Below are 24,871 nucleotides of genomic sequence, written 5' to 3' on the forward strand. Positions count from 1 at the left end.
AGCTCCGAGGTGCGCGCATGCTGGCGTTCCGACTCGGCTGTACGCCGCAGCGGAACGCCGGCACTTGCGCGCCTCGTTGATCGGCCGCCTATTCCGCCGCTGCGCCGAGATCAAGCCGGGCCTTGGGGGCCTCGCCGGTCACGACCGAGACGCGATCGCCCCAACGCTCTTCGGGATAATAGTCCCACACCGCATGATGCTGGCTCGCCCAGTTGTCCCACACCAGGAGCGAATTCGGCTGCCAGTGCACCCGGGCCTGCAGTGCCAGCTGGCTCTCGACATGGCGGAACAGCAACTGGAGAACGGCGTCGCTCTCCCGCCGAGTAAGCTGCACGATGTGTGTCGTGAACGAGGCGTTCACATAGAGAAACTTCCGCCCGGTGCGCGGATGCGTGGCGACCACCGGGTGTTCGGTCTTCGGGTATGTCTTGCCCGGATCGGGCTTTGCCCCATACCCCGCCGTCCAAGCGAACGCACCATCATGGATCGCCGTCAGTCCATCGAGCAAGTGCTTGACCGGATCCGAAAGGAATTCGTAAGCCAGATACATGTTGGCGAAAGCCGTGTCCCCTCCGATCGGCGGCGTCTTGGTCACGCGCAACAACGAATAGGCAATCGGGCTCGGATCGCAGGACACGTCCGGGTGCCAGCCATCGCCGGGAGTGAATCGCGAATCCCTGCCGGTCTTCCACGCCAGGAATTCCGGATCGAACGGAGTATCATTGTGAAAGCGCGACGCCGCAAGCTCATGCCGATGCAGCGACTTGCCAAAACGACGGCCGAAACGCTTCTGATCCTCCGGCGACAGCTTCTGGTCCCGGAATATGACCGCGAGGTTCTCGTCGATCGCACGCCGGATTTCGGCAAATTGCTTGCCCGGCAAATCCTTCGAAAGGTCGACGCCCCTGATTTCCGCACCCACCGTTGGTGATAGCTGCTTTAGCTCGATTGTCTCGTACGCCGCGCGGCGTTCGGCATTCCATTTCTCGATCGCGACTTTGTCGTTGAAGTCCTTGTAGAAGCTCATGCTTGTTCCTCAGTTTGTGGTAGGGTTGATCAGGAGCCAGGCGTCCATTTCCAAATGATGTCGGAAACGTTGACAGCCCTTGGAATCAGGAGCAGTGGCGAGGTCGCAAGCGCCGCGACCAGAAACGTCCCAGCGTTGTCCGTCGCGTGATCATCAATCCTTTCCTTTCGTTGGTCAGAGCGCGGCTACGAGGCGCCGGGCGAATTGATGGCCTCGTTCGCGGAGCAGGGCCCTTGCGGCGCGTTCCGCATCGCGAGCCGAACGGAATTGTCGACCCTCGAGGCTGTCGAAGGCGCGTTCGGAGGAGAAGAATCTAAATCCCCTCTCTTCCCTTGCGACGATGCCCGCCGTCCTACTTTCGATTTCAATGATGTAGGCTTGAGACATGACTATGCGTTCGCCGAAACTTCGGCGCTCCTGTCTGATTTGCGTTCTTCGGGGTTAATGCGTCGTAGTCAGCGACAGGCTCCGGTCGCCGCCGAGATGCAGCGACGGGTCACGCGCCTGCGCGTTTCCCCAACCAATGGCGTATCGCTCGTCCTCATGCGGCAAACCCTCGGCAGCACAATCTGCGGAGCCAATCATCTGACGGTCTCGCGCATTGGTCAATGAAATGGCTCTCCATATTTTCCAATGCGGCGCGTGCACGCTTCCACATAGCGGATCGAAAATGAACAGAACAATCTCACGAACGATCAGGATGCGATTCAGTCGCGACAAGCTCGTGAACTGTCGGCCCGCCCGCGCCCTTTCAGGAAAATCCGGCGCCCACACAGCGGAGACGATGCACTTGAGGACGACACTTTGACTGCAAGGGCAAACGCGACTGTGGCAATTGCATGAGAGGAGAGAAATGCCGGCGCGCCATGCGGGTCATAGCGCGCCGCTTTCCGGAGCTCGGCATGGAGCCCCTTCGGCCCTATCGCGCAGCCTTGGCGCGGGCCACATTGGCATCCTGCAGGAAATCGATCAGCTTCTGCAGCGGCCCGACTTCGTCGATGTGATCCAGCATGTCGCGGTAGGCCTCCTGCGCCTTCGGTGGAAGCTTGTGCGCGATGCCCTGATGGCAATCGATGCAGGTCTTGCCCTGAGCGAACGCCGTCTGATGGAGTTTCGAGGCCCGCGGCTCCTGCGCGGCATATTCCATGTGGTCGAACTTGTGGCAGTTGCGGCATTCGCGCGAATCCGTAGTCTTCATGGCGCGCCAGACGTTCTTGGCGAGGTCGAGCCGGTGCGCGGAGAACTTCTCCGGCGTGTCGATCGAACCGAGCACCTTGTGATACAGCTCGTTCGACGCCTGGATCTTGCGCACGACCTTATGGGTCCAATCCTTTGGCACATGGCAATCCGGGCAGCTCGCACGCACGCCGGTGCGATTCGAATAGTGCGGCGTGTTGCGATACTCCGCGTAGACGTTGTCCTTCATCTCGTGACAGGAGATGCAGAACGCCTCGGTGTTCGTCGCCTCCATCGCCCAGTTGAAGCCGCCCCAGAAGACGACGCCAGCACCAAAGCCGACGACGATGATCAGGCCCCAGGCGAAGCGCGCCGTGGGTGAGAAGAACCAGCGCCAGAGCCTCGTTACGAGGCCCGGCCGCGGGGCTGCCGGAGCAGCGACAGTGTCGGTATCGGCCATTGTCGCCTCACTTTGCCTGCGTCGCGTTCTTGAAGATGTTGCCGACCAGCGGCTTGGCGTCGACCTGCGGCACATGGCACTGCTGGCAGAAGTAGCGCGTGCCGGCGACCTTATCGAGCCGCACGCCCTGCCGGTCGACGTAGTGCGTTTCCGAGATCTTCGGCGCGTTGACGCGCGTATTGCCGGGCCAGTCATGGCAGCCCATGCAGGCATTGTTGTCGCCGGTGATCTGATAGCCTTCGACCTTGTGGGGAATCAGCGGCGGCTGCTGGCGATAGGCGCGGTCGAAGCCGCCGGCCGGCACCGTTTGCTTGCCGACGTCGGGGGCAGCCGACGTGTCGGTCAGCGGTGCTTCACGCAAACCTTTTGGCGCCTTGGCCTCCTGGGCCTGCGGCCCGACGGCGGCAAGGGGAGCTGCAAGAACTACGGCCAAGGCCGCAACCAGTGGAATGAATCGGACACGCGTCATGGGACGACCCTTTCAGGACTGCGACGGGGTGAGGCGGCGCGCACAGCCGAAGCTGGCACGATCGCGGAATCGGCGGACGCTGCGCCGTTGCGGGTGCGCAGGCTCAGATTGAATACGCGCTTGGAGCAGACGTCGATGCAGGCTCCGCAAAGCGTGCAGTCGCCCGACGTGATGACGGGACCGAGGCCCAGGCGCTCGCCGTTCAGCGCCGGGCTGATGACGTGCGGCTCCGGACAGACGGCGAAGCAATCCATGCAGTCATTGCAGGCGGCGCGATTGTCGGCCGCCACGCGCAGCAGCGCGATCTTGCCGATCTGGCCGTAGAACGCGCCGACGGGGCAGAGGTGGCCGCACCAGCCCTGCCTGGCCACGAGAAGATCGAACAGGAAGATCGCCACCGTCCCGCCGGCCCCGAACCAGAGGCCGAACACGAGCGCGCGATGCAGCGCGGTGACCGGATTAATCAGCTCCCAGGCAACCGAGCCGGACACGGCCGAGGCCACGAGAACCGCACCGACGAAATAGAGCCGCAACTCCGGCCGGATCTTGGCCGTGAACGTGATCCCGAGCCGCCGCCTCAGCCAGGCCGCAAGATCGGTCACCGGATTGACCGGGCAGACCCAGGCGCAATAGCTGCGGCCGCCCAACAGCAGGTACGAGCCGAAAACGATGGCCGTGCCGAGGATCGCGACGCCCTCGGGCCAGTGCCGCGCCGCCAGCGACTGCAGGAAGATGAAGGGATCGTTCAGCGGCAGCACGCCGAGCGTCATCGACGAGGCCAAGGTGCCCTTCGCGATCCAGATGCCGAACAGGGGCCCCGACAGGAACAGCGCCAGGAAGAACAGCTGGCTGACCCGGCGCAGCAGCAGAAAACGCGTCGATGCCCAAAGGCCCTTCTGCGCGCGTGCCTCGAGATATGGCCTGGCGTTGGCGGTCATTGCGCGCCTCCCGCTTCGGGCCTGCGCACCGGCAGCTTGAGCGGCGCATCGACCAGAGCCCCGCCCGCCTTCTTCTTTTCATCCCAGCCGCGCCGATAGTGCTCATCCTGCTTCAGCGCGGCGATCTCGATCGGCAGCACCTTGATCGCAGCCTCGTTCAGCACGCAGGACTTCTCGCACTTGCCGCAGCCGGTGCAGTATTCGGCGTGAACGACAGGCTCGAAAATGGCGTGCCTGGCGGTGCGGGCGTTGTGCGAGGTCTCCAGCGTGATCGCCTTGTCGATCGCGGGGCACACCCGGTAGCAGACGTCGCAGCGCAGTCCCTGCAGATTGAGGCAGGTTTCGCGGCTGGTGATCACGGCGACGCCCATCTTCGCCTTCGCAATGTCGACAAGCGAATGATCGAGCGCGCCGGTCGGGCACGCCTTGACGCATGGAATGTTGTCGCACATTTCGCAGGGCACGTTGCGCGCCACGAAGAACGGCGTTCCCACGGCCAGACCGTCCGCCCAGTCCGCGAGATTCAAGGTGTCGTAAGGACAGTCGCGGACGCAGAGACCGCAGCGGACGCATGCGGAAAGGAATTCCTTTTCAGGCAATGCGCCCGGCGGCCGCAACGTCTGCGCCGGCTTGGCGCGCGAGGACACGCCGAATGCGGTCAGCATCGTCGCGGCGACGGCTGCGCCGCCGCCGAAACGTGCCATATCCTGCAGTGCCTTGCGGCGCCGCGGATCGCCCGGAATGCCTGCACCCGAATCCGCCATGGTTCATTCCATCAGGTCAGGCGGAAACCACGCGGCAGGCGCACTTCTTGAAGTCCGTTTCCTTCGAGATCGGACAGGTCGCATCAAGCGTGAGCTTGTTGGCGAGCTGGCTCTCGTCGAAGAACGGGAAGTAGACGAGCCCGCGGGGCGGCTTGTTGCGTCCCTTGGTCTCCACCCGCGTGACAACTTCGCCGCGCTTGGTCTGGATCTTGACCGACTGGCCGCGCAGCAGCTTGCGCTCGGCCGCGTCGTCCGGATGCATGAACAGCGTCGCCGCCGGCACGGAGCGATGCAGCTCGGGCACGCGCCGCGTCATCGAGCCGGAATGCCAGTGCTCGAGCACGCGGCCCGTGCACAGCCACAGGTCAAACTCCTTGTCGGGCACTTCTGCCGCAGGCTCGACCGGGCAGAAGATGATGCGCGCCTTCTTGTCCGGCTTGCCGTAGAAGGAGAAGCCCTCGCCCGGCTTCACATAGGGATCGTAGCCTTCGCGGAAGCGCCACAGCGTTTCCTTGTTGTTGACGACCGGCCAGCGCAGGCCGCGCGCCTGGTGATATTGCTCGAAGTCGGCAAGATCGTGCGCGTGACCGCGGCCGAACTTCGCGTATTCCTCGAACAGGCCCTTCTGCACGTAAAAGCCGAAGGCGGCGCTCTCGGAGTTGTCAAAACCCTTCTGGCATTCGGTGATCGGAAACTTGTTCACCTCGCCGTTGGCATAGAGCACGTCGAACAGGGTCTTGCCGCGCCATTCCGGCTTCTTGGCGATCAGCTCTTCAGGCCACACCTCTTCAAGCTTGAAGTGTTTTGAGAATTCCATCAGCTGCCACAGGTCGGAGCGCGCTTCGCCGGGCGCCTTGACCTGCTGGCGCCAGAACTGCGTGCGCCGCTCGGCGTTGCCATAGGCGCCTTCCTTCTCCATCCACATCGCCGTCGGCAGGATGAGATCCGCGGCCAGCGCCGTGACGGTCGGATAGGGATCGGAAACCACGACGAAGGCGGCCGGATTGCGATAGCCGGGATAGCCCTCCTCGTTCATGTTCGGGGCCGTCTGCATGTTGTTGGTGCACTGGACCCAATAGGCGGTCAGCTTGCCGTCCTTCAGCATGCGGTGCTGCACCACGGCGTGGTAGCCGACATTGCCGGGCAGCGTGCCTTCCGGGAGCTGCCAGATCTTTTCGGTCTCGGCACGGTGCTTCGGATTGGTGACGACCATGTCGGCCGGCAGGCGATGCGCGAACGTGCCGACCTCGCGCGCGGTGCCGCAGGCCGACGGCTGGCCGGTCAGCGAGAACGGGCCGTTGCCGGGTTCCGAAATCTTTCCGGTCAGCAGGTGCACGTTGTAGATCATGTTGTTGACCCACGTGCCGCGCGTGTGCTGGTTGAAGCCCATCGTCCAGTAGGAGATGATCTTCTTCTTCGGATCGGCGTAGAGCTTGGCGAGCCGCTCGAGATTCTCCTTGGGCACACCGGAGGCCTTGTGGGCGTAGTCGAGCGTATAGGGCTCGAGCAGCCTCTTGTACTCGTCGAAGCCGATCTTGTCCTTCATTCCGGCCGGATCGAGCGCGCCGTCCTTGCCGGCCTTGTGCGAGGCGTTGACCGCCTTCGCCTCGAGCGCATGCGTCGGGCGCAGGCCATAGCCGATATCGGTCACGGTCGATGCGAACTCGATGTGCTTGGCAACGAACTCCTTGTTCACCGCCCCGGTGTTCACGATGTAGTTCTGGATGTAGTTGAGAATCGCCAGATCGCCGTGCGGCGTGAAGATCATCGGATTGTCGGCCAGCTCGAACGAGCGGTGCTCGAAGGTGGAGAGCACGTGCACCTCGCAGCCCTCATGCGTCAGGCGGCGGTCGGTGAGACGCGACCACAGAATCGGGTGCATCTCCGCCATGTTGGAGCCCCAAAGCACGAACGCGTCGGCCTGTTCGAGGTCGTCATAGCAGCCCATCGGCTCGTCGATGCCGAAGGTACGCATGAAACCGGCAACGGCGGATGCCATGCAATGGCGCGCATTCGGATCGAGATTGTTGGTGCGGAAGCCGGCCTTGTAGAGTTTGGCAGCGGCATAGCCTTCCCAGATCGTCCACTGGCCCGAGCCGAACATGCCGACCGCCGAAGGTCCGCTCGCCTTCAACGCGGCCTTCCACTTCTCGGCCATGATCTTGAAGGCCTCGTCCCAGGAGATCGGGGTAAACTCGCCGTTCTTGTCGAACTTGCCGTTCTTCATGCGCAGCAGCGGCTGGGTCAGCCGGTCCTCGCCGTACATGATCTTCGACAGGAAGTAACCCTTGATGCAGTTGAGGCCGCGGTTGACCGGCGCATCGGGATCGCCCTGGGTCGCGACCACCTTGCCGTTCTTGGTGCCGACGATGACGCCGCAGCCGGTGCCGCAAAAGCGGCAAACACCCTTGTCCCACCTGATGCCGTCGGTCTTGCCGGCCTGCGCCAGCGCAGCGTCCGGCAGCGTCGCCCCGATCGTCGAAGCGGCGGCAACCGCAGCCGCTGCCTTCAGCGCCTCGCGACGGGTGGTCTGAAGTTCATTAGTATCGGTCAATTGCTTGTCCATCGTCGCTCTCCGCTCAACGAATCTCTGGTTGCTGGGTCGGCACGCTGGCGCCGCCATTCCGGCCGGCACGTGCACAGCACGCCGCATTGTCTTCGCAAGTATTGTCGTGACTGGCCTCGGTCTCGCCGTCCGGCTCGTCGACCGCGTGGAAGATCAGCGAGGCGGCGACGACGCCGGGCATGCGGTGGATCGCCGCGATCTGGTCGATCGCCATGGATGACGGGGTATCGACGACGGTCGCCGCAAGCCGATTTTCGCCGGATGCGGCCTGTAGCTCGACGCCGGGCAGCGCCATGATCCGGGCCGTGAGGTCCGCTCCGGCGTCCGGCGCGAGATAGACGGCGACGCCGCAGATGTTCTGGGATTTAGCCATGACCGGCGACCAGCCTTGCAACTTCGGAGACGAACTCGACCCGCTCGCGAGGCACGATCGCGATCGCCTCGACGGGGCAGACCGGAACACAATCGCCGCAGCCAATGCAGGCCGCGGCATCGATGACGGCGCCCAGCTTCGCGCGGGCGAGGATTCGAATGGCGGAATGATCGCAGACTTCCGCGCAGCGGCGGCAGGCGATGCCTTGCCGCTCGACGCAGATGTTCGAGGTGGAGACCGTCGCCACTAATCCGAGGTGCTGCCGCTCGTCCGCGCGCGGCGCGGCTTTGCCACTGCCGGGCGCGGACGGAAAGAAGGCAGACAACAGTGCGCGTCGCGACAGCGGCATTTTCTCGAACGGGCCCAGCCCGTGCCCCGGCTCTTCAATTTAGATGCCTTCTAGTTTAGGTGCGGGCCGGCCCGATTGCGTTGCGGTAGATCAAGCGGTGGAACGATTGTACAGCGCGCTGAAATTGCTGAAATTTTTCCCGCGCGGCGCAGCTTGCGCCGGCGGTCGCAATGGTTAGGTTGAGGTTACCCCGAGTCGCGGCCTGAACTGCTGCACCTCACCCCTCGCATCAGCCCATGACCAGCTTCACGCCGCATCAGGATTCCGCGCTCAAGGCCGTTGCCGATTGGCTCAAGGCCAAGCCGGGCAAGAATAATACGCCGCAAGTGTTCCGCCTGTTCGGCTATGCCGGAACCGGCAAGACCACGCTGGCGCGGCACGTTGCCGAAGGCGTCGACGGCGAGGTGAAATTCGCCGCCTTCACCGGCAAGGCGGCCCTCGTCATGCGCAACAAGGGCTGCGAAGGCGCCTCGACCATCCACTCGCTGATCTACCGCGCCCGCGAATCCGGCGTGGAGCAGCCGAGCTTCGAATTGTGGGACGATGCGCCGGCCTCGAAGGCCAAGCTTATCGTGATCGACGAATGCTCGATGGTGGACGCCGAGCTCGGCCGCGACCTGTTGTCGTTCGACTGCCCCCTCCTCGTGCTCGGCGATCCCGCGCAATTGCCGCCGATCGCCGGCGGCGGTTTCTTCACCGGCGCCGAGCCTGACGCGATGCTGACCGAGGTGCACCGCCAGGCGCAGGACGATCCGATCGTGCGGATGTCGATGGACATCCGCGAAGGCCGCGAGCTCGAGATCGGCCGCTATGGCGAGAGCGACGTCGTCTCGCGCAAGGAGCTCGACCCGGAGCGGGTGATGAAGACCGATCAGGTGCTGGTCGGGCGCAACAACACCCGCCGCGCCTACAACATGCGCATCCGCCAGAAGCAGAACATCGAGGAGCCGCTGCCGGTCGCCGGCGACAAGCTGGTCTGCCTGCGCAACAACCGCAAGAAGGGGCTGTTCAACGGCGGGCTGTGGCGGGTGAAGTCGCGCGCGCAGTCGAAATCGAAAATCGTCACCATGCGCGTCTCGCCGGACGAGGATTTCGGTCACAAGGTGACCAAGGTTTCCGTGCGCGGCGAGTGCTTCGAGGGCGGCATCGAGGGCATCCCGTGGGAGCAGCGCAAACCCTATGACGAGTTCGACTACGGCTATGTGCTGACCGTGCACAAGTCGCAGGGCTCGCAATGGGACGACGTCGTGCTGTTCGACGAGAGCTTTGCCTTCCAGGACAGCCGGGCGAGATGGCTCTACACGGGGATCACGCGCGCGGCGAAAAGGCTGAGCGTGGTGGTGTGAAACACCTACCATCTCCCTCCGTGGTTCCGGGATGGTCGGTAGGACCAGACCTCAAACGCGCAATTGCGCATCTGGCCGGCGGTGGTCAAGCGGGGTTCCCCGTCCGCTAACATCTTGGATTTCGTTGCCTTTTGTTCACGAACTCGTGTGACCCCGCTTCGTAACGGGAGACCCTCGGCGGCGTATCTTCGGGTGTTCCGGGGGACCGCGAAACGATTGCGAAGCGTGGCCCCCGCTCTAGACTGCCCTCCAACCCCGCGCCGTATGAGGAAACCATGTCCCGGAGCCAGTTCAGCCGTCTTACGCTCTGCGCCGCCGCTATCGGCGCGCTGGCGTTTGTCGCCTTTGCGATCGCGCCGTCGCGCGCAGCCGAAGAAGCCGTGATCATCCCTGCCCCAACCCTCGACGCCAAGGACGAGGGCATCCAGACCGCCGTGCTTGCCGGCGGCTGCTTCTGGGGCGTGCAGGGCGTGTTCCAGCACACCGCCGGTGTCATCAACGCGGTCTCCGGCTACTCGGGCGACACCAGGGAGCGCGCCAACTACAATCTCGTGTCGGGCGGCAGGACGGCTCACGCCGAAGCCGTCGAGATCAAGTACGATCCGAAGAAGATTTCCTACGGCAAGATTTTGCAGATCTTCTTCTCGGTCGTGCACGATCCGACCCAGCTCAACCGCCAAGGCCCCGACGTCGGCCCGCAATACCGCTCGGCGATCTTCCCGGGCAATGACGAGCAGAAGCAGGTGGCGGAGGCCTATATCGCCCAGCTCAATGCGGCGAAGGTGTACGGCAAGCCGATCGTGACCAAGATCGAAAAGCTCGACGCGTTCTATGCCGCGGAGGACTATCACCAGGACTATCTGACGCTGCACCCGAACCAGCCCTATATCGTCTTCAACGACATTCCGAAGGTCGAGGCCCTGAGGAAGATCTTCGCGGACAACTACATTACAAAGCCGACGCTGGTGGGCAAAGCCAAGGCCACCAACTAAGGCATTGCTTCTCGTCATTGCGAGGAGCGGAGCGACGAAGCAATCCATTCTGCTTTTCTCACACTGGATTGCTTCGCTTCGCTCGCAATGACGACCCAATTCCGAGGAGGAGCCATGTCCGACACCAAGTCCAAGGTCCACAAGAGCGAGGCCGAGTGGCGCAAGGAGCTGACGCCGATGCAGTACGCGGTGCTGCGCGAGAAGGCGACCGAGCGGCCGTTCACGGGCGAATACGAGCATGAGCACCGCAAGGGCACATACACCTGCGCCGGCTGCGGCCAGACGTTGTTCGAGTCCGACGCCAAGTTCGATTCCGGCTGCGGCTGGCCGAGCTTTTCGAAGCCCGCGATCGAGAGCCACGTCGACGAGGAGCGGGATGTCAGCCACGGCATGATCCGCACCGAGGTGCTGTGCTCGAAATGCGACGGCCATCTCGGCCATGTCTTCAACGACGGGCCCGGGCCGACGGGCCTGCGCTACTGCATCAACTCGGCGGCGCTGAAGCTGCAGCCGAAATAACTCTGCTTGCAGCTCGATTGATGAAAGCAGGAAAGCCCCGGACCAATGGCCCGGGGCTTCTGCAATTGCACCGTCGATCGATCAGAACCGGTAATTCACGCCGACGCGCGCCGTGTGAATGTCGGCGCCCCAGAAGGTATACGTCGCGCTGCAGGTTGCGACCTGGCAGGCCGCCGCCGGAGTTCCGTCTACCGACGTCGTCGCTCCTCCCCCGAAGCTGTAGTAGAGATACTCGGCCCGCAGGCTCCAGTTTGCCGCGATCATCGCCTCATAGCCGGCGCCGAGTGCCCAGCCCGCCTTCGTGCTGTTCAAGGAGGCCGGATAAGCGCAACCGGCGCCGCCGCCGCCACCACCGTTGCAAATCCACACGGCATCGGCCGAGTTGGCACTGTAGTTGATGTTGGCCCAGGCCGCGCCGCCTGTGAGGTAGACCATGCTTGGGCCCCAACTATAGCCGAGGCGACCGCGCAGCGAAGCCAGCCAGTTGATATCCTGCGCCATGTGCTGGCTGGCGCCGAAAACGGTAGTGACGAAGACGCAGTACGGCGGCCCGCACATCGGAGCTCCCGTGGCCGAACCCTTAAGCCCGGTGCCGGTGATGTCGCCTTCGACACCGATGACCCAGCTCGGGTTGACCTGCCAATTGAGCCCGAGCTGACCGCCAAACAGCGAACCGTTGCTCCTGAGGTCCAGGTTCTGCGTTTCAAGGACTGGTAAGGCGTAGCCGGTTGTGCTCAAGCTGGCGGTGCCGGGATTGCCCGAGGTTCTGCCCCAGCCGGCGTGGATGCCAGCGTAGATGCCGCTCCAGTTCGCAACCGGTGCCGACGCGGCCTTGTAGGCGGGCTGCGTCACGTCGGCCGCATTGGCGGCCGGCCCCAGTGCGAGAACGCATGCCACAGTCAAAATCGCCGTCACCATCTGCTTCATTGAGATATCCCTTCCTCCGGCTCGTGCCGCTTCAGCGAGGAATAGCGACACCACCCACCGCAATCTTGGACCGGGAGGAACGGACTCTGGACTGAGGGGAAATCCCTTTGCTTTCGAACCGGTTGTTGCCAAAGAGCGACAGAGATGGGAAGCGGCGACGATGAGGGGGCACGGTCCGCGCATCGAAACGAAACGGACTTCCGCTCGGATGATTGAGGGTGACGCATGACGGCCGCTGCCGACAAAACGGATTCCAGCCTGCACCGCTTCGCCACCGATGACTTTCCGGAACGGGACAGGGTGACGCAGTGGCGGGAACTGTGCGGCCGGAAGATCATGAAGGTCGACATGGAGCCGCTGCCGCAGCAGCCATTTCGATGCGTCGCCGAATTGCGCAGCCTGCCCAATCTGGGCATCGCCGCGATCACGACGACGCCGAACCGCCTGACGCGCAGTCGCGCCCAGATCGCGGACGGCAACGGTGACTTCATTCTCGTCATGCCGACGCATGGCGAAGCCACGATCGCCCAGCGCAATCAAGAGGTGAGGCTGGCGCAGGACACCGGCTGGTTGATTCGATCCGACGAACCGAGTTTGACTGTCGTTCGGTCCATGTCCAGATTCGTCAGTCTAGCCATTCCAGCCGCAGTCCTGAATTCCCTGATCGTCGGCCTCGACGCAACGGTGACGCCCGCGATAGCCGGCAATCCCGACGCCGTTCGACTTCTCGTTGGCTATCTCGGGTGTCTGCGCGACGAAGCTGCACTGTCCGCTCCGGACCTGCGTCAGTCGATCGTGACGCATATCCACGACCTCGTCGCACTTGCCGTCGGCGCGACGCGCGACGCCGCCGAGGTCGCGCAGGGACGCGGCCTGGGGGCCGCAAGGCTGCGGGCCATCAAGGCCGAAGTGAATGCGAACCTGGACCGACAGGAATTGTCGGCCGAGACAGTTGCGCTCAGCCAGGGCATTACGCCGCGTTACGTGCGCAAGCTGTTCGAGAGCGAGGGAATGAGCTTCTCCGATTTCGTGCGCAGCCGGCGGCTTGCCCGCGCCCACGACATGTTGGCCGACCGTCGCTACCTCGGACGCACCATCAGCGCCATCGCCTACGATTGCGGATTCAGCGACGTGTCCTATTTCAACCGCACCTTCCGCCGCCTTTACGGCATGACGCCGTCCGACGTGCGCGAGGCGGTACGGCGCGGCGGATAGATCTTCGCCCGCGAAATAAATCGCACGGCGCTCGAACGCGTCTCGAACCCCGCGCGACCAAGGACCGGTCGCGCGGGGTCATGTTTTGCGTTTTCGGGCTCGCCCCGTGCCCGAAAGAGGACGTCTCATAATGCAGATATTGAAACGCGCCGGCCTGGGCCTCGCCCTCGCCTGCCTGATGGGGAGCATGATGGTTCAGGAAGCGCTTGCCGCCGACAGGGTGTCGTTGTTCAAGGTCATCACCGCCAAGGACGAGATCGTGATCGGACTGACCGATGACGAGCTCAAGGCAATGGACGGCAACGCCGGCGGGGTGGCCAAGGCGCTGGTCGCCAGGGGCTCGCTCAGCGTCTGGAAATATGCCGTGCGCAAGGCGGCGAGCGGCGATCTCGAGCAGGCGCCGCTGCACAGGATCGGCCTGATCTCGACGGAATCGCTGCGCATCGAGCCCTACGCCTCGCCGCTGAAGGTGGTGCCGATCGATGCGGCGATGAAATAGCCGACGATCCATGGCGCGGCAGCATGCCGAGAGATAGACGGCCTCCGCCTGCGCTCCGCGCAATGTCGGCGGGACGGACACCCGGCCCTTGTTTCCGCGAATGAATGTGCTTTTCTTTGCTCGCGGCAGCGTGGTTGGATGCGCCTGCCGACTCGTTGTGGGGGAAGTGCCATGGTGTCGACGATCCTGATCGTCATTCTCGTTGTCGCCCTGATGGTGGGGCTGAGCGGCCGCATTGGCGGCTACGGCTATGGCTACGGCCATTCCGGCATGGGCCTGATCGGCGTCATTCTGGTCGTACTGGTCGTCCTGAAGCTGCTCCGCAAGATTTAAGTCACATAAGTATATGAAATAGCTTGATTTATTCCGTTTTCGCGCGAGCCATGCGCGGATTCATCATCTCTCCTGTTGCAGCGCAATAGGGGTCGCATTTCTGTCAAAGAAGCCTATATTAGGGGCCGAAAATGATGGGCACGGCGCCGCCGGTCGCGGAATACCGCTACCCGAAATCCCCAAGCTAGCTAGCGCCAGGAAGATCAAGAGGTCCCCGACCATGCGTCCTTTGCGTCCGTTCAACTTCAACACTTCCGCCGAACTGTTTCCCGCCGCCATCCGCAAGAAGAAGCGGGCCGGCTTTGCGTATCGCCGTTTCGGCACCGCAGCGGAAGCCGTCCGTTTCGCGATCGAAGAGTTGCCGGCGGATTCGCTGAACGGCGCCTATTTGCAGGTCGAGGAAGCCCGCTTCGACCAGAGCGGCATCCGCTCGCTCTATGAGAGCGAAGCCTTCCCGCTGCCGCGCCGCCCGCGCAAGGCGGAGGCCGACAAACAGGACGCTGCCTGACACCCGAGAGTTCTCGACGCCTAAATTCGCGGCCGCTTCTCCAACCACCGGCGGAGCAGCCGCACGTTTCTCACGTTGGCGCGGAACATGACGTCGAAGGCGTCGCCCGCTACCGGCACCAACCCCACCACACCATCCAGCGCCACATTGCCCAGCATCCGCGCCGTCACATGCCACGGCGCGCCGAGCGCACGCGCCTCGCGCACCAGCCACAGTGAAATCGCCGTCGTGATGATGTCGCCGACGACGGGGATCAGGCCGATCAGCCCGTCGATGCCGTAGCGGATGTTGGTGCCCGGCAGGATGAAGGCGACGTCCAGCAGCTTTGCCAACGCCTCCAGCCGCGCCAGGCGCTGCTCGCGGGTCAACGGTGCGAAGGCCGTCCCGCCGAACTCGAAGCGAAAGTCCTGAAATTGCGGGCGCAGGTTTTCCGCCGGGATCTCCCGCCCCTCCTGATCGATCACGGGCCCGCGCGCCTCGCTACGCGAAAAGCCCGCTTGCGAGGTTTGCCCTGTGCGGCTTTTCCGCGGCGCGATGATGTCGTCGTCCTGCATGATCATGACATGGTAACGCGATCGCAGGCCACAAGTTGCGTCATGGCGCCGCGCGGGCGCCACCCGCGATTCCCGAGGTTCTTCACGCCCCCGCCGCGTATCGCGGCAGGCGCAGGCGCAGCACGGCGAGCATGGCTTCGCACAGCGGATCATGCGCGCCGGCAAGGCGCGCGGCGGCGAGCGGCAAGAGGCGCAGATCCTCGGCCTGCCTCACCACCAGCGGCACGAAGCGCACGCCTGCGACTTTCAGGCGCGAGGTCCAGCGCGGCACGATGGCGAGCCCGACTTTTGCGGCGACGAGGTTGACGATGGTCTGCTTCTCCTCGGCGATCTGCGAAATGACCGGGCGCAGGCCGGCGCGCTCGAACAGTTTCATGGTGAGGTCATGGCTGTGCGGGCGCGAGCGGCGCTCGGGCACGATCAGCGGCTGATCGGCGAGCGTCTCCACGAACAGGCGGCTGCGCGAGGCGAGCTTGTGCTTGGATGGTACGGCGACGACGGGCGTTTCGTGGAACAGGGTCTGCAACTCGATTTGCCTGTCGACCTTCTCCGGCGGGCGGACGAAGGCGAGGTCGAGCCGGCCGGACAGCAGTTTCGGCAGCAGGCGGATGGTCTTGTCCTCGACCAGCTGGATGGTGACGCCGGCATGGTGCTTGCGGAAATCGTAGAGCAGGTCGGGAATAAGCCCGGCGGCTGCGGTATCGATGGCGCCGATCCGCAGCACCTGCGAGCGGCGGCGGCCGCGGTCGCGAAACTGGCGAGCCAGCGCGTCGGCCTTTTCCAAAAGCGCGCGAGCGTGTTCGAGGAACATGGCGCCGTCCTGCGACAGCATCACGTGGCGCGTGGTGCGCAGCAACAGCTGCGTGCCGAGACCTTCCTCCAGGAGGCGCACCTGGCGGCCGAGCGCCGAGGGCAGCATCTCGAGCCGGCGCGCGGCCTTGCCGAAATGCAGCTCCTCGGCAACCGCGACAAAGCAGCGGAGCTGGTGCAGTTCCATGGACCTTCCTCGTTAGCTGGTATTATATCATAAATTTGTATAATCGACCGGCAATTGTCGCCGCGGGCGCCCTGCCCTAGACTGCGGCGCGAACCAATCAACATTCAGGGAGGTGCCCAATGGCCACGATCAAGCTTGCGCTTTCGGCAGGCATCATGGCGCTGGCGGCGGCGATTGCGCCGGCGAGCGCGCAAACGGCGTATCCGGCCAAGTCGATCACATTGGTGGTGCCGGCCGCGGCGGGCGGGCCGACCGACACCGTGGCGCGCCTGATCGCCGAATCCATGGGCAAGACCCTCGGCCAGAGCGTCATCGTCGAGAACGTCGGCGGCGCCGGCGGCACCATCGGCATGGCCCGCGTGTCGAAGGCGGCGCCCGACGGCTACACCGTCGCGATCTGGCACATTGCGCATGCCACCGCGCCAGCGCTGTACGACAGCCTCAAATACAATCCGGTCAACGACTTCGACCATATCGGCCGCATCACCGACGTGCCGATGACGCTGGTGTCCAAGACGGCGGTGGCGGCCAAGGACGTCAAGGAGCTGATCGACTGGATCCGCGGCGAGAAAGGCAAGGTCACCTACGGCCACGCCGGCATCGGCTCGGCCTCGCATCTGTGCACGCTGGTGCTGATGCGGGAGCTGAAGATCGAGATGACCGGCGTCGGTTATCGCGGCACGGGGCCGGCGATGAACGACCTGCTCGGCGGCCAGTTCGACGTGATGTGCGACCAGACCACCAACACGACCAACCAGATCAAGGAAGGCCGCATCAAGGGCTACGCCGTCACCACCAAGGCCAAGGTCTCCTCGGTGCCGAACCTGCCGACGCTGGACAGCGGCGCGATTCCCGGCTTCGAGGTCTCCGCCTGGCACGCGATGTGGGCGCCGAAGGGGCTGCCGAAGCAAGCGACCGACAAGCTCGTCGCCGCGCTGCAGGCGGCGCTGAAGGACCCGAAGGTGATCGGGCGCTTTGCCGATCTCGGCACCGAGCCGGTGGCGACAAACCTTGCGACCCCCGATGCGCTGAAGTCGCAGATCGCGTCGGAAGTGAAGCGCTGGGACGCGGTGATCAAGGCCGCCGGCGTCAAGGCGAACTAGAAATTTTCGTAGGACGGGTCGAGCGCAGCGAAACCCATCGCGAACATGCGAATGAAGTTGATGGGTTTCGCTTGCGCTCTACCCATCCTACGAGGTCGCAGGCATCAAGGGCAATCAAGGAAGAACAATGAAAACCTATTCCATCGCAGCCATTCCCGGCGACGGCATCGGCACCGAGGTGATCTCCGCCGGCGTCGAGGTGCTGCAGGCGCTGGCGAAGCGCGAAGGCAGCTTCGGCTTCAAGGTCGATCATTTCGACTGGGGCGGCGAGTACTACAAGAAGCACGGTCGCATGATGCCGGAGAACGGCCGCGAGCTGATCAAAAAGCACGATGCGATCCTGTTCGGCTCGGCCGGCCACCCCGAGATTCCCGACCACATCACGCTGTGGGGCCTGCGGCTCGCGATCTGCCAGCCGTTCGACCAGTACGCCAATGTGCGCCCGACCCGCGTGCTGCCGGGCATCACCTCGCCGCTGCGCCACGTCAACGGCGGCGAGCTCGACTGGGTGATCGTGCGCGAGAATTCGGAAGGCGAATATGCCGGGGTCGGCGGCCGGGCGCACCAGGGCTCACCGCTGGAGGTCGCAACCGATGTCGCGATGTTCACCCGCGCCGGCGTCGAGCGCATCATGCGCTTTGCCTTCAAGCTTGCCCGCTCGCGCCCGCGAAAGCTGCTGACCGTCGTCACCAAGTCGAACGCGCAGCGCCATGCCATGGTGATGTGGGACGAGATCGCGGTATCAGTAGCCAAGGAATTCCCCGACGTGACCTGGGACAAGATGCTGGTCGACGCCATGACCATGCGCATGGTGACGAAGCCGCAGTCGATCGACACGGTGGTCGCCACCAATCTGCACGCCGACATCCTGTCCGATCTCGCGGCAGCATTGGCCGGCTCGCTCGGCATCGCGCCGACGGCGAACCTCAATCCGGAGCGCGCCTTCCCCTCGATGTTCGAGCCGATCCACGGCTCGGCCTTCGACATCATGGGCAAGGGCATCGCCAACCCGATCGGCACGTTCTGGTCACAGGTGATGATGCTGGAGCATCTCGGCGAAGCCGCCGCAGCAAGCCGACTGATGAAGGCGATCGAGCGTGCGACGGCGGACCCGCGCCTGCACACGCCCGACCTCGGCGGCAAGGCTCGCACGGCGGACGTCACCGCGGGCGTGATCGAGGCGATCGAGAAGGAGAATGCGTAGCTGTCGCTCCTCATGGTGAGGAGGCGCGGAGCGCCGTCTCCGGACGATGCTGCGCATCGCCGGGAGAACCATGCGGCCCGACCGCCACCCGCAGCCATCCTTCGAGACGCGCGCGCTGCGCGCTCCTCAGGATGAGGTTTGTGGGCACGGCACCGCTGTCACTGCGAATCGTAGGATGGGTTCGCTTCCCGCTCTACCCATCCTACAGAACGGTGAGAGACCTTACGCCTTCGCCGGCTTCTGCTCGTCGGCATATTTGTGCGACAGCCAGGCCGACAGCGTCGCCGGCACTAGCCCGACCAGGCCATAAAGGAAGTTCGGGGTCAGCCCGCTACCCGGTCCGCGCGCGCTGTAAAGCACCGCCGCGGTGAACCCTGCGAGGCCCACGATCAGCACGCGCAGGACCGGTCTGATCCGCCTGACGTGATAGAGGATGTCGTCGATCGCGCCCATCATCAGCGCCGGCACGAGGCCGAACAGATAGGAATATTGCAGCGTCTTGGCGAAGATGACGAGCAGCTTGCCGATCTCGGCGGCGCTGGTTTCGGCAAAATAGCCGGACTGGTAGGTCGTCACCAGCAGCAGCAACAGTCCGCCGACGAACGGACCCACCGCCGCGAAAATCAGATAACGCTTCATGCCGGCCCCTCACGCAACCAAGACGGCCCTGTCATACGATGGTTTTGCGGATTCCGACAGGCTTGACTCCGGCGCGTGCAGGGCCCGAAGCCACCCTCACTCCCCCCACGCCGCGAACGCCTCGTTGAAGGCGCGCTCGCCGGGGGCGCCCTTTTCGATGGCGATGATGGCGCGGCGCTGGTTGGTGTACACCAGAGGCACGTCGAACCAGGAGCGCTCCTTCAGGAGTTGCAGGTTGCGGGTGCGCTCGGTGTCGACGTTGGACAGGCCCACCAGGAAGAAGCCGTCGGTGACCTTCACCGCGAGCGCCGACAGCGGCGTGCCGCGCGCCTGCTCGTTCGACTTCATCAGGATTCCCGGCACGTTGCCGACGCCGCCGCCGGAGAAATCCTGCGGCAGGATGAAGGTCAATTCCGCGGTGTGACTCGCCGGCAGCGAGGTGTCGGTGTTGCGGCGGAACGATATCGTCATCTTGAATTTGCGGTCGGGGATGTCGATGTCGGCGCGCACGGCGATATCGGCCTTCTGGTTGCCCGAGGCCTTGATCGGCTCGGTGCGCCAGATCACCGATCCGACGAACTGCTTGCCCTTGGGATCGGAGGGATCCTCGTCATAGAGCACGACGCGCTGCGCCACGGGGGCGACGTTGTCCGAGGGCTGGCCGACGCGATCCGGAATCTTCGGCCGCGTGACCGGCGCGCTCGGATCCTTCGGCGCTTCCACCACCGCGGGCTGCGACTTGAGCAGGCCGGTGACGGTGGTGACGAGCGCCTTGCCCCACAGGATGCCGGCGCCGACCAGGATCAGCACTACGCCGACAGCGATTGCGCTCTTGAAGGGAAACGCCGCCGCCATGCGCGGCCGCTTCGGCTCGCGCTCGCCGCTCGAGCCGATGCGCGCGCGAGTCGGCGGCGTCGGCATCGAGCCTTGCGGGTTGTAGCGGTCCGCCTCGTCTACGGATTCCTCGCCCCAGGCATGGGGCTGGTCCGGATCGGCGCCGCGGTTCTCCATGTTGGGTTCGAGCCGGTCGAACTCGGGCGAGGGCGAAGGCACGTTGGCGTAGGTCTTGCGCGCATTGCGATTGGCCTGCGCGGCGGCGCGGCCGAGATCGTCGGCGTCGGCCGCGATATCGCGGAAGCCGGGCACGCGCGGAGCCTGCGGCGGCGGGGTGTTCTCGAAGCTGCGACGGGTCGGCCGGTCGCCGCGTGGCGGCAGCTGCGGGTCGGCCATCGGCACCTGCGGCTGCTGCGGCGGCTGCGGGCGCGGGGCAACCGGCGGCGGGCCATCGGCGCGCGGCGGCCGCGGGCGATCGCCCTCAGGCCCGCGCGCGGCGGGCGGCGGCGACGGCGGACGGGGCCGCACCGCGGGGCCGGGGGGCGGCGGGGCGGAATCGGCGGGCCGGGGATTGGCGCGGCGGAAGGAATCGCGGGCGCTGGAACCGCCGCCGCGGGCGTCGCGGGCGCGCTGGGCGGCTTCCGATTCGACCTTGCGGACGGCCTCCTCAAGCGACAGCCGCTCGCGGGTGATCTCGGACTCGCTGAGCGGCGGATCGACGCTGCGCAGCTGCTGGATCAGCGCGGCGCGGGCCCGCTCATAGAGCGCACGGCGGCTCTCGCCGGGAGCGCTGGGGTCCAGACCGGCAATGGCGCGTGCGATCAGCGGGTAGTAATCAGCCATGCTCTCTTCAATGCGGGCTTTCCGGTAACATCCCGTTAAGCCTCAAAGGGGTTTTGGACCAAGATAGTATCCTCGCGTTCGGGGCTGGTGGAAAGCAGAGCGATCGGGCATCCCACCAATTCCTCGACCCTGCGAACATATTTAATGGCCTGGGCCGGCAGATCCGCCCAGGAACGGGCATTGGCGGTAGGCTCCTTCCAGCCCTCGATGGTCTCATAGATCGGCTCGACCCTGGCCTGCGCGCCCTCGCCGGCCGGCAGATGGTCGATTTCCTTGCCGTCCAGCCGATAGCCGGTGCAGACCTTGATGCTGTCGAAGCCGTCGAGGATGTCGAGCTTGGTCAGCGCCAGCCCCGTGATGCCGCAGGTGCGGACGGTCTGGCGCACCAGCGCCGCGTCGAACCAGCCGCAGCGGCGCGGCCGGCCGGTGTTGGTGCCGAACTCACGTCCCCGCTCGCCGATCTTGCGGCCGATCTCGTTGTCCTGCTCGGTCGGGAACGGGCCCGCGCCGACCCTTGTCGTGTAGGCCTTGCAGATGCCGAGCACGTAGCCGACCGCGCCGGGGCCTAGGCCCGCGCCGGTCGCGGCCTGCGCCGCCACGGTGTTGGACGAGGTGACGTAGGGATAGGTGCCGTGATCGACGTCGAGCAGCGCCCCCTGCGCGCCCTCGAACAGGATGCGCTTGCCCTCTCTCCGCTTGAGGTCGAGCAGGCGCCACACCGTATCGGCGTAGGGCAGCAGCTGCGGCGCCATCGCAACGAGCTCCTTGACGATGGCGCCGCCATCGAATTCCGGCAGGTTAAGGCCGCGGCGCAGCGCGTTGTGATGCGCCAGCAGGCGGTCGACCTTGTGCGGCAGCGTTTGGGGGTCGGCGAGGTCCATCAGGCGGATGGCTCTACGGCCGACCTTGTCCTCATAGGCGGGACCGATGCCGCGGCGAGTGGTGCCGATGGCGGTCGCCGCGTTCGCGGATTCGCGCAAGGCATCGAGCTCGCGGTGCAGCGGCAGGATCAGTGTGACGTTCTCGGCGACGCGCAGGTTTTCCGGGCCGACGGCGACGCCCTGCCCCCTCAGCCGCGCCACTTCGTCGAGAAAGGCGGCGGGGTCGAACACCACGCCATTGCCGATCACGGCGAGCTTCGAGGGCCGCAGCACGCCGGAGGGCAACAGCGCGAGCTTGTAGGTGGAGCCGTTGATGACCAGCGTATGGCCGGCATTGTGGCCGCCCTGGAAGCGCACGACGATGTCGGCCTGTTCCGATAACCAGTCGACGATCTTGCCCTTCCCTTCGTCGCCCCACTGGGCGCCGACGACGACAACATTGGCCATTTCGTAAGTCCGATCCTTCAGGCTTCAGAGATTGAGGCGCGGTTGCCTGACAAGAGGTCCCCGTCTTGTCCGGAAGGTGCGTCGCGCACCCGGCAAAACGCGTCCCCGAAGGGCGGTCGCCGGGCATCCCTCCGGATAAAGGAAGCGGGCTGTCTAGGCAAGCAAGAACAGGGCTTCCGGGGTTTACCAAATGGTCATCAAGCCATTGATATCCCCTAAAAATCCGCTGACGGGCGGAGGCCGGCCCACCGCCTGGTCAAGGCCTCCCTTGGGCGCGCGACAAAGGAAGCGTTGATTGCGCCGCCGATTAGCGGAATCATGCCGGATGGCCGGTATTTCAGCGACCGGTGGGGGGCCTTTGCAATGCCCAAGACGACGCCCGCGACGCAAGCGCTGCGCAAGCTCGGCATCGCTTTCAAGCTTCACACCTATGTTTACGATTCGACCGCCGAGCATATCGGCCTGCAGGCGGCCGAAGCGCTCGACGTCGAGCCGAACCGCGTGCTCAAGACGCTGATGGTGGAGGTCGACGGCAGCCCGGTCTGCGTCGTGGTGCCCGCCGACAGCGAGGTGAGCATGAAGAAGCTCGCCGCCGCGATGGACGCCAAGGCGGCCAGGATGATGCAGCCCTCCGACGCCGAGCGCATCACCGGCTATCATGTCGGCGGCATCAGCCCGTTCGGGCAGAGGAAGAAGGTTCCCGTCGCCATCGACCGGACGGCACTGGCCCACACCACCGTGTTCGTCAACGGCGGCCAGCGCGGCCTGCAGATCGAGATCGATCCCAACGACGCCGCGCTTGCGGCGGGGGCCGTGACGCACGCGCTGACGGCGTGATGGGTAGCCGTCATTCCGGGGCGCACGCGCAACGCGCGGGCGAACCCGGAATATCGAGATTCCGGGTTCGGTGCTACGCACCGCCCCGGAATGACGAACCAAAACATCCCGGGCGCATACACACAATGCGTCTGCCCCATTGATGGACCCGGAAAATCCGTATCTCTGGCGAGGGCCGGGCGAGGATTCCGGCCCGGCATCACAGCCGGGCGGGCTTGCTCCGGCATGAACCGGGCCCCGAATGTCTGCCACCGAAACAAGCGCGAACGCCTCGCCGCTGCGCTGGATCGCCAACCAGCCGTATTTGCTGCTCTCCATCACCGCGCTGTGCTGGGCTGGCAATGCCGTGGTCGGCAAACTCGCGGCAGGCCACGTTCCGCCGGTGACGCTGTCGTTCCTGCGCTGGTCCTTCGCCTTCCTGATCGTCCTGCCGCTGTCGTGGAAATATCTGGTGCAGGACTGGAAGGCGATCCGCGGCAGGCTCGGCATCATGATCGTGCTGTCGATCACCGGCATCGGCGCCTTCAACACCATGCAATACTGGTCGCTCGAGCACACCCAGGCGATCAACACGCTGCTGCTGCAACCGGCCGCGCCGCTGTTCGTGGCAATGTGGTCGCTGGCGCTGTTCGGAACGCGGCTGACGGCGGCGCAGGCGGTCGGCATCCTGCTGTCGCTCACCGGCGTGCTCGTCATCATGCTGCGCGGCGATCTGACCAGTCTGAAGGACATCGACTTCAACCGCGGCGACCTCATCTTCGTGCTGGCCCTGCTGATCTTCGGGCTCTATTCGGTGCTGACGGCGAAACGCCCGGCGATCCATCCGCTGTCGTTCGTCGCCTTCACCTTCGGCTGCGGCGCAGCGTGCCTGATCCCGCTCTTCTTCTGGGAGCTGTACACACGGCCCGTGATGGAGCTGAACGGCCCCAACCTGCTGACGCTGTTCTATGTCGCGGTGTTCCCCTCCACGCTGGCCTATCTCTGCTTCAACCGCGGCGTGGCCCTGATCGGCGCCAACCGCGCCGCGCCGTTCTTCCATCTCGTTCCGGTTTTCGGGACCGTGATGTCGATTCTCTTCCTCGGCGAGCACCCGCAACTGTTCCACTTCGTCGGTTTTGCGCTGGTGCTGACCGGGGTGTTCGTGGCCTCGCGGAAGCCGCAAACGGCCGTCCGGACCGGGTGACCCGGCGATGACTTGGGGCCGCAAATCCGCTATGTCTGGAGCCGGTTAGCAGGGCAGGCCATGAAGTTCCGCTCCAGGAATGTGATGATCGGGACGATTGCGCTGGCGATCGTCGGCGCTTCGCTCGGCGGCACGATCGGCTATCAGCGCTTTGCCCGCACCAAGCAGCTGGTGCCGTTCCACGTCGTATTCGAGGGCTCGGCCTCGGGGCTGCGCCGCGGCTCCAGCGTCAATTTCGCCGGCGTGCGGGTCGGCGAGGTGCGCTCGCTGAAGCTCGACCATCCGCGCCGCGTCGTCGCGCTGGCGCTGATCGACCCCAATACGCCGCTGCGCGCCGACACCCAGGTCGGCCTCGAATTCCAGGGCCTGACCGGCATTGCCGCGATCTCCTTCACCGGCGGCACCGTCGAGGGCACCCCGCCGCCGCTCGATGCAGAGGGCATCCCCACCCTCACCGCCGACAGGGAGGGCACGCTGAGCACGCAGGAGAAAATCCGCGTCGCGCTGCGCAACGTCGACAGGGTCATCATCGAGAACGAGGCGGCCGTGAAGGACACGCTGCTCGGTCTCGAGTCGTTCACCACCAGCCTTGCCGGCTCGAGCGACCGCATCAGCAGCGTGATGGCCTCCGCAGAATCCGCCGTCGTCTCCGTCGACAACGGCTTCGGCAAGACCTACGACTTCCTGAAGACGCTCGGCAGCGACAAATACGGCGGCGAACTGCTGCCGACCGTGATCTCCTTCCGCGAGCTGGTGGAAAGCTTCCACAAGAAATCCGGCGCGCTGATCTCGGACACCCGCAAGATGCTGAACGAGCTCAGCGCGTCCATCAACAAGTCAAATCCGCCGCCGCCGCGGCGCTGAGGCGCCCAAGAACGGAAAACAAGA

Annotated in this window: 27 protein-coding genes; 12 read left to right on the forward strand and 15 right to left on the reverse strand. The window is 64.9% G+C overall.

Features of this window, described 5'->3' with window-relative positions; genetic code table 11:
• Positions 1-88: 88 nt before the first annotated feature.
• The 9 genes from ACT4OC_RS16965 to ACT4OC_RS17005 all read right to left on the reverse strand — a co-directional run bounded on the left by ACT4OC_RS16965 (position 89) and on the right by ACT4OC_RS17005 (position 8,098).
• Positions 89-1,027, reverse strand: coding sequence for a TauD/TfdA dioxygenase family protein (locus ACT4OC_RS16965; protein ID WP_444840165.1), 939 nt, complete (start codon positions 1,025-1,027; stop codon positions 89-91).
• 174 nt (positions 1,028-1,201) lie between these two features.
• A complete protein-coding gene (locus tag ACT4OC_RS16970; protein ID WP_444840166.1) occupies positions 1,202-1,414 on the reverse strand; it encodes a hypothetical protein in 213 nt (70 codons plus the stop codon).
• 532 nt (positions 1,415-1,946) lie between these two features.
• Positions 1,947-2,663 (reverse strand): NapC/NirT family cytochrome c, encoded by a 717-nt coding sequence (locus tag ACT4OC_RS16975; protein ID WP_444840167.1) that lies wholly within the window; start codon positions 2,661-2,663, stop codon positions 1,947-1,949.
• Between the two features lie 7 nt (positions 2,664-2,670).
• Positions 2,671-3,132: a nitrate reductase cytochrome c-type subunit gene (locus ACT4OC_RS16980; RefSeq protein WP_444840168.1), complete on the reverse strand. Its 462-nt coding sequence runs from the start codon at positions 3,130-3,132 to the stop codon at positions 2,671-2,673.
• Entirely contained in the window at positions 3,129-4,070 is a 942-nt protein-coding gene (gene napH, locus ACT4OC_RS16985) for a quinol dehydrogenase ferredoxin subunit NapH (protein ID WP_444840169.1), read from the reverse strand. Before napH ends, ACT4OC_RS16980 begins: the two co-directional genes overlap by 4 nt.
• Positions 4,067-4,834, reverse strand: coding sequence for a ferredoxin-type protein NapG (gene napG / locus ACT4OC_RS16990; protein WP_444840170.1), 768 nt, complete (start codon positions 4,832-4,834; stop codon positions 4,067-4,069). Before napG ends, napH begins: the two co-directional genes overlap by 4 nt.
• Before the next feature lie 16 nt (positions 4,835-4,850).
• Positions 4,851-7,400, reverse strand: coding sequence for a nitrate reductase catalytic subunit NapA (gene napA / locus ACT4OC_RS16995; RefSeq protein ID WP_444840171.1), 2,550 nt, complete (start codon positions 7,398-7,400; stop codon positions 4,851-4,853).
• 13 nt (positions 7,401-7,413) lie between these two features.
• Positions 7,414-7,773 (reverse strand): chaperone NapD, encoded by a 360-nt coding sequence (locus ACT4OC_RS17000; RefSeq protein WP_444840172.1) that lies wholly within the window; start codon positions 7,771-7,773, stop codon positions 7,414-7,416.
• On the reverse strand, positions 7,766-8,098 hold the full coding sequence (locus tag ACT4OC_RS17005; RefSeq protein ID WP_444840173.1) for a 4Fe-4S dicluster domain-containing protein: 333 nt from the start codon (positions 8,096-8,098) through the stop codon (positions 7,766-7,768). Before ACT4OC_RS17005 ends, ACT4OC_RS17000 begins: the two co-directional genes overlap by 8 nt.
• Before the next feature lie 260 nt (positions 8,099-8,358).
• Between ACT4OC_RS17005 and ACT4OC_RS17010 the strand changes: the two genes are divergently transcribed.
• The 3 genes from ACT4OC_RS17010 (at position 8,359) to msrB (ending at position 10,979) form a co-directional block, all read left to right on the forward strand.
• Positions 8,359-9,468 carry an ATP-dependent DNA helicase gene (locus tag ACT4OC_RS17010; protein ID WP_444840174.1) on the forward strand — a complete coding sequence of 370 codons (1,110 nt, stop codon included), beginning with the start codon at positions 8,359-8,361 and terminating at the stop codon, positions 9,466-9,468.
• 275 nt (positions 9,469-9,743) lie between these two features.
• Entirely contained in the window at positions 9,744-10,460 is a 717-nt protein-coding gene (gene msrA / locus ACT4OC_RS17015; RefSeq protein ID WP_444840175.1) for a peptide-methionine (S)-S-oxide reductase MsrA, read from the forward strand.
• A 114-nt stretch (positions 10,461-10,574) separates the two neighbouring features.
• A complete protein-coding gene (gene msrB, locus ACT4OC_RS17020; protein ID WP_444840176.1) occupies positions 10,575-10,979 on the forward strand; it encodes a peptide-methionine (R)-S-oxide reductase MsrB in 405 nt (134 codons plus the stop codon).
• An 81-nt stretch (positions 10,980-11,060) separates the two neighbouring features.
• On the opposite strand, the gene ACT4OC_RS17025 is transcribed toward msrB, so the two are convergent.
• Positions 11,061-11,906, reverse strand: a complete 846-nt coding sequence (locus tag ACT4OC_RS17025) for an outer membrane protein (protein WP_444840177.1) — start codon at positions 11,904-11,906, stop codon at positions 11,061-11,063.
• Positions 11,907-12,131: 225 nt separating this feature from the next.
• Here ACT4OC_RS17025 and ACT4OC_RS17030 point away from each other — a divergent pair, with 225 nt between their 5' ends.
• From ACT4OC_RS17030 to ACT4OC_RS17045, 4 genes are all read left to right on the forward strand, one after another.
• Positions 12,132-13,121, forward strand: coding sequence for an AraC family transcriptional regulator (locus ACT4OC_RS17030; protein WP_444840178.1), 990 nt, complete (start codon positions 12,132-12,134; stop codon positions 13,119-13,121).
• A gap of 130 nt (positions 13,122-13,251) precedes the next feature.
• Positions 13,252-13,620, forward strand: coding sequence for a hypothetical protein (locus ACT4OC_RS17035; RefSeq protein ID WP_444840179.1), 369 nt, complete (start codon positions 13,252-13,254; stop codon positions 13,618-13,620).
• Positions 13,621-13,791: 171 nt separating this feature from the next.
• Positions 13,792-13,953 carry a DUF3309 family protein gene (locus tag ACT4OC_RS17040; RefSeq protein WP_444840180.1) on the forward strand — a complete coding sequence of 54 codons (162 nt, stop codon included), beginning with the start codon at positions 13,792-13,794 and terminating at the stop codon, positions 13,951-13,953.
• A 220-nt stretch (positions 13,954-14,173) separates the two neighbouring features.
• Positions 14,174-14,461, forward strand: coding sequence for a hypothetical protein (locus ACT4OC_RS17045; RefSeq protein WP_444840181.1), 288 nt, complete (start codon positions 14,174-14,176; stop codon positions 14,459-14,461).
• A 20-nt stretch (positions 14,462-14,481) separates the two neighbouring features.
• Here ACT4OC_RS17045 and ACT4OC_RS17050 read toward each other — a convergent pair whose 3' ends face one another.
• A complete protein-coding gene (locus ACT4OC_RS17050) occupies positions 14,482-15,021 on the reverse strand; it encodes a DUF4112 domain-containing protein (RefSeq protein WP_444840202.1) in 540 nt (179 codons plus the stop codon).
• Between the two features lie 76 nt (positions 15,022-15,097).
• Entirely contained in the window at positions 15,098-16,012 is a 915-nt protein-coding gene (locus ACT4OC_RS17055) for a LysR substrate-binding domain-containing protein (RefSeq protein WP_444840182.1), read from the reverse strand.
• 119 nt (positions 16,013-16,131) lie between these two features.
• On the opposite strand from ACT4OC_RS17055, the gene ACT4OC_RS17060 reads away from it, so the two are divergent.
• On the forward strand, positions 16,132-17,115 hold the full coding sequence (locus ACT4OC_RS17060) for a tripartite tricarboxylate transporter substrate-binding protein (protein ID WP_444840183.1): 984 nt from the start codon (positions 16,132-16,134) through the stop codon (positions 17,113-17,115).
• A gap of 127 nt (positions 17,116-17,242) precedes the next feature.
• A complete protein-coding gene (locus ACT4OC_RS17065) occupies positions 17,243-18,319 on the forward strand; it encodes a tartrate dehydrogenase (protein WP_444840184.1) in 1,077 nt (358 codons plus the stop codon).
• Positions 18,320-18,541: 222 nt separating this feature from the next.
• On the opposite strand, the gene ACT4OC_RS17070 is transcribed toward ACT4OC_RS17065, so the two are convergent.
• The 3 genes from ACT4OC_RS17070 to ACT4OC_RS17080 form a co-directional block, all read right to left on the reverse strand.
• The gene (locus ACT4OC_RS17070; RefSeq protein WP_444840185.1) at positions 18,542-18,958 is read right to left on the reverse strand and encodes a DUF5413 family protein; all 417 of its coding nucleotides are present in this window, start codon (positions 18,956-18,958) and stop codon (positions 18,542-18,544) included.
• Positions 18,959-19,054: 96 nt separating this feature from the next.
• Positions 19,055-20,635, reverse strand: a complete 1,581-nt coding sequence (locus ACT4OC_RS17075) for a hypothetical protein (RefSeq protein WP_444840186.1) — start codon at positions 20,633-20,635, stop codon at positions 19,055-19,057.
• A gap of 35 nt (positions 20,636-20,670) precedes the next feature.
• A complete protein-coding gene (locus ACT4OC_RS17080; RefSeq protein WP_444840187.1) occupies positions 20,671-21,963 on the reverse strand; it encodes an adenylosuccinate synthase in 1,293 nt (430 codons plus the stop codon).
• A gap of 363 nt (positions 21,964-22,326) precedes the next feature.
• Between ACT4OC_RS17080 and ybaK the strand changes: the two genes are divergently transcribed.
• The 3 genes from ybaK (at position 22,327) to ACT4OC_RS17095 (ending at position 24,847) form a co-directional block, all read left to right on the forward strand.
• A complete protein-coding gene (gene ybaK / locus ACT4OC_RS17085) occupies positions 22,327-22,800 on the forward strand; it encodes a Cys-tRNA(Pro) deacylase (protein ID WP_444840188.1) in 474 nt (157 codons plus the stop codon).
• Positions 22,801-23,041: 241 nt separating this feature from the next.
• On the forward strand, positions 23,042-23,983 hold the full coding sequence (locus ACT4OC_RS17090; RefSeq protein ID WP_444840189.1) for a DMT family transporter: 942 nt from the start codon (positions 23,042-23,044) through the stop codon (positions 23,981-23,983).
• 60 nt (positions 23,984-24,043) lie between these two features.
• Positions 24,044-24,847: an MlaD family protein gene (locus tag ACT4OC_RS17095; protein ID WP_444840190.1), complete on the forward strand. Its 804-nt coding sequence runs from the start codon at positions 24,044-24,046 to the stop codon at positions 24,845-24,847.
• The last annotated feature ends 24 nt before the right edge of the window (positions 24,848-24,871 follow it).

Origin of the sequence: Bradyrhizobium sp., assembly GCF_052389815.1 — a bacterium.
GTDB lineage: Bacteria > Pseudomonadota > Alphaproteobacteria > Rhizobiales > Xanthobacteraceae > Bradyrhizobium.